The organism is Photorhabdus sp. RM322S, from assembly GCF_042879395.1.
In the GTDB taxonomy this organism is placed as follows: Bacteria; Pseudomonadota; Gammaproteobacteria; order Enterobacterales; family Enterobacteriaceae; genus Photorhabdus; species Photorhabdus khanii.
The window spans coordinates 1-5,328 of sequence record NZ_JBHFKW010000087.1 but is presented as its reverse complement, the minus strand read 5'-3'; the positions used below and the strand labels follow the sequence as shown (position 1 = coordinate 5,328).

The 5,328-nt window shown below is 57.5% G+C and carries 1 protein-coding gene; it reads right to left on the bottom strand.

Annotated elements, in window-relative coordinates; translation table 11 throughout:
* The coding region (locus ACGF63_RS22270) for a beta strand repeat-containing protein (protein ID WP_387633263.1) at window positions 1–5,328 on the bottom strand (5,328 nt) is incomplete at both ends.

The following is a 5,328-nucleotide window of genomic DNA, read 5'->3' as shown; positions in this document are numbered from 1 at the left end:
GCTATACCGGTTGTCAGCATCAGGTCATTTCCGGCCCGCGCCGTCAGGTGTTGACCGGCATTGACCTGCGCGGCGGTGGCCTTGAGGTCATGCCCGGCTTGCAGTGTCACATCACCTGCGCCGGTTATCTGGCTGCCGATATCCTGTTGTTGGGTCAGATGGCGGGTGTTACCGCCGCCCCAGTCGCCGCTTTCTGTGTGTTGCGTGTTTAAGGTCTCCAGCGTCAGGTCATGGCCTGCCGTTATCTCGGTGTGGCCGTCTTTACCGGCATTCTTCACCTCACTGGCGGTTAATTGCACATTGTTGATGGCGCTCAGCGATAAGGTGCCCTTATCGTTCCGCACATAAATCCCCGCCGGACGGTCCAGCCAACGGTTAGCTTCATCTCCGCGCACCGTCGATGCACTGGTGATATCGCGGCCTTTCAGGGTCACCCGGTCATTTCCCTGAATCTGGCCGCCCCTGTTAGTGAGAGTCTGTTGGGCAGTCAAATCGACTTTGCCTCCGCGAATAAAACCGTGGTTGGTCAGGTTGTTAGCGGTCAGTTGGGTGACGTCGCGTCCGCTGACTGTGCCGCTGTTGGTGATATCGCCCTGACTGTTGAGCGCCACGGTATTACCGGCCAGCAAGGCACCATCACTGCTTAGGTCGCCCTGACGGACTCGCGCATAAACCTGCGGCACGGTGACCACCTCGGCAGAACCATCCGGCAGGGTCACGGTTTGGTTAGTCAGCCAGATAATATCGGAGGTCAGCAACGCCATCTGCGCCGGGCTGAGGGCGACACCCGGCGTTAATTGTTGCTGTTTGCCAAAGGTGATACCCGCATCCATCAGGGCTTTAAACTGGGCTTCGTCGTTATTATAGCCGGACAGATAACGCTGGCCGGTCAGCTGGGTAATCTGCTCCCGCACCAGCCGCTGTTCATAGAACCCGTCGCCTAACCGTTTGTGCACTAACGCCGGGTCATGGGTGAGTTGCTGCTGCATGTAGTCCGAGCCCAGCCACTGTTTATACTGGGTGAATTTCGGGTCGGTCTCCACCAGATAGTGGCTGTCACTGCCCGGTTGTACGGTATACAGGCTGTTATCCGGTAATCGGGTATCGGGCGTGATAACGCGGATGACCGGGTCAACAGTGTGTCCTTTGACGATTTCCGGGGGCAACGTCAGTTCAAACGGCTGACCGGGCGGCAGGACTAAGGGCTGGCCGGGCGGCAAGACTAAAGGCGGGTCGGGCGGCAGGACCAAGGGCGGGGTGTTTATCCCGGCAACCGGTTTCACGGCGGTGGGGGCCTGTTGCACTTGCCCGGTCTGGCGGTCCGCTATTGGGATACCGGCGGCCTCTGGCTGGGTATGGTCCTGCCAGGCCAGGGCTTTTAGGTCAATCGTTTCTGTCACTGGAGCAGGGTCATAATTACTGCGACTTTTCCCCTGTGAAGTTTTGGTGCCGAGCCGGTGCCAGCGTTTGGTTTTTTTGGCATACCAGTGGGTCTGGCGACCTTTATCAGTGGTGATACGTTCGCCCTGAGTGGCAATATTGTGCAGCTTGCCAATTTCACCGCCTAGCGCACCGCCGGCCACAATTTGGCTATCGTGATTGGTGATCTGCGCACTGTTGAGCGTCATATTGCCCCCGGCCAGAATTTTACCGGGGTCACTCTGTTTGACCTGGGTTTCCTTGACAGTACGGGTGTATTGATATTCGTAAAAGTTATTACTGCGGCTGCCGTCCGGCATGATGGCATCGTGCACGCCGTATTTGTTGCGGTGGGAGGTGTCCACCTGTGACCAGTCATAGCGGGCAGTCTGTCCGCTCAATACCGCGTCGTGATGCGGCGATTTTTCCGTTTCGACGACCTGGGTGACCAACCCGGCGTTGGTGTTGTGAATCTGGTCAGCCTGAATCGTCAAATTGCGCCCGGCTTCCATCGTTGCCGCGTGATTATTGAGCTCCCTCGCCTGACGGGTCGCCGTCAGGGTATTATCCAACTGGCCGCCGATGCGCATGTCGCCCACGCTGTAAATCTGCGCATGATGCTGGTTGTTGAGCGTGCCGGTGCCGATATCCAGCCGGTCACGCGCCGCTATGACGGCGGCTTTGCCGTCCTGTGCGGTGTTATTCAGCGTGCCCGTCTGGAGGGCGAGCTGGTCCCCGTAAATGCGCCCGGTGCCCGTATTATTCAGGGTGTTGGCCGTGAGATGAGTCAGGTCACCGTCAATCAATCCGGTGTTATTCAGGGTATCGTGGACATTGATTTGCGTTTGTCCGGCGCTGATTTCGCCTGACGCGCTATGGGTGAGATTCTGTGCGTCAAGATGCAGCGCCTGACCCGCTTTTATCTGGCGGTCATTGAGAATATTGCCGGTCGTTTTCAGGGTCAGATTGCCATTGGCCGCGGTGTTGCCGGTATGGTGAAAATCCTCGGTTAACGTGACGGCCATATCGCCCTGCGATAACAGTTGGCCGTCACCACTCAGGGCCCCGGCGCTAATGTCAGCCTGTTTCCCGGCAATCAGGGTTCCCTGTCGATTGTGAATCACCAGATGCGGTTGCTGAGCCTCACTTTTGACCGTGAGCTGTCTGCCCGCAGAGACCAGCCCCTGGATATTATTCAACGTCTGGCTGATGTTCGCTTGCAGGTGGTGAGCGGCCCGTAAAGCGCCCCCGGTATTATCTGCCTGTTGGGCGTTTATCGTCAGATTTTGGGCTTCCACCCCGTTATCCGGCTGCGCCGTCTCGTGGTTAATCAGGTGAGCGGTGTTCAGGGTGAGTTGCTGACCACCCCGGATCAGGCCGTCGGTGTTGTCGGTTTTTTCCTGCACGTTAAGCGTGGCATCGCCCACCGCCTGTACCTGACCGTGACGATTGTCGAGCCGTTGGGTTTTCAGGTTGAGCCTGTCTGCCGACAACAATTTGCCGTCCCGGTTATCGGTCTGCGCCTGTCGGGTGTCGATAGCCAACAGTCCGCCTTGAAGGTGGCCCTGACGATTATCCAGCTGGCCGCTGGTCACGGTGGTGGTGTCATCACCCAGAATACGCCCCTGCTGGTTATCCAGTAACTGCCCGTCAGTATCCAGCGTCAGGGCGTCTGCGGATTGTAAGGTGCCTTCGCGGTTTATCAGTTGCCGGCTGTGAATGTCCAGTCCGCCATTCCCCGCTACCCTGCCGCCGGTGTTATCGATGTCGCCGGTGCGCAAGGTTAAATGCCCGCCACTCAACAACTGGCCCGCTTTTTGGTCGGTATTGTGGGTATTAGTCAGCCAATGGCCGTGGGTATCAATGGACATCTCGCGACCCGCCTGTAACAGCCCCGCCGTATTATCCAGCTGGCCGCTGGTAACCGTGGTGGCACCCTCACTCAGAATACGCCCCTGCTGGTTATCCAGTAACTGCCCGTTGGTATCCAGATCCAATGTGTCTGCGGATTGTAAGGTGCCCTCGTGGTTTATCAGTTGCCGGCTGTGAATGTCCAGCCCGCCATTCCCCGCTACCCTGCCGCCGGTGTTATCGATGTCGCCGGTGCGCAAGGTTAAATGCCCGCCACTCAACAACTGGCCCGCTTTTTGGTCGGTATTGCGGGTATTAGTCAGCCAATGGCCGTGGGTATCAATGGACATCTCGCGACCCGCCTGTAACAGCCCCGCCGTATTATCCAGCTGGCCGCTGGTGACCGTGGTGGTGCCCTCACTCAGAATACGCCCCTGCTGGTTATCCAGTAACTGCCCGTTGGTATCCAGCGTCAGGGCGTCTGCGGATTGTAAGGTGCCGTTGTGGTTGGTGAGTTGCCGGCTGTGAATGTCCAGTCCGCCATTGCCCGCTATCTGTCCCTGAGTATTATTGAGCGCGGCGCTGATCAACACGGTTTTGCCGTCCGCCACGATTATCCCGCCCGTGTTATCAACATCGCCGGTGCGCAGAGTTAACTGCCCGCCGCTTAACAACCGGCCTGCTTTTTGGTCGGCATTGCGGGTATTAGCGAGCCAATGGTCGTGAGTATCAATGTCCATCTCGCGCCCAGATTGTAACAACCCCGCCGTATTATCCAATTGACCACTGTTTACCGTCAGGGTGTCTTCGGCTATCACCTGTCCGGCGTTGTTGATGAAAGGATGACCGTGGGTCTGGCTGTTAATGTTTTGCGCCAGCAACACACCCTGCGTGTTATTCAGTGTCTGGCTGGTCGTGATCAGTCGGGTTTTGGCTTCAAGATGACCGTGGGCATTCTGAATGGCTTTGCCAACAGTGAGGGTGGTGCTGTCCCCGGTGGCAACAATGCTACCCTGACTATTATCCAGTTGGGCAGCCCTGAGCTGGAGTGCATTGCCCGCTTCCAGCTGGCCCGACTGATTGTCCAGGGTGTCTTTGATGGTCAATGCCAGCGTCCCTTTTTCGGCGGCCACGATGTGACCGTGACGATTATCGACGGTCGTTGCCTTCAGGTTCAGGTTACCGTTGCCGGCAATGGTGCCATTCTGGTTATCCAGTCGCCGGGTGGTGAGGGACAGGGTGTCTTTGCCCTGTTGTTGCATGACACCGCGTTGATGGCTCAGGGTGTCAGCGTTGATAGTCATCTGTCCGGCCTGAGTTTCAGCCTCGTTCAGTTGCAGGTCACCGGCCTGTATGGTCAGGGCACCATTGGTCAGCAGTTTGCCCTTATCACCCAACCACCGTTGGGTATTGAGTGACAGTTTCCCGTTGCCCGCCAGTTGCACGTGACCTTGAGTGTTATTCACCGTTTGCGCGGTCAGGCTCAGGTTATCCCCCTGACTGGCAATGTTGCCCTGCTGGTTGTTAAGCGTGTCAGTGGTTATCGTGAGCTGTTTGCCCCGGCTGAACAGGGTACCGCCACCGTTATTCAGGGTGCGCGTGTTAAGCGTCAGTTCACCGGGACCGGTCTGGTTAATTTTTCCCAGCTGGTTAGAGATATCAGGCGTAGTGAGGTGGATTTCCCGCGCCACCAGTTGGCCGCCGTCATTGTTAAACTGGCCCGGTGTTTTCGCCGTCAAACGGTTGGCGTTGACGGTGGCGTGAGCAGTACTTATTCCCGATTGACTGGCGGTGAGTTGAATCTGGCTGGCTGCGGTCTGACTACCGCTCAGATCAATCTGGCGGCTTTGAATGGCTAGCGTATCGGTCGCCAGATTTTTCCCGCCGGCCTGAACGTACTGTGCAGTCAGGGTCAGTGAACCAGGTCGGGTGGTGTTGCCGTTATCATCCAGCCCGGCGGCCCACACACTGTTATGGCTGCTGTGTATCGTGTCCGCGGTAACGGTGGTATCACCACGCGCTTCCACCCGGCCCTGATTATTCAGCGTCCCTTTGGCG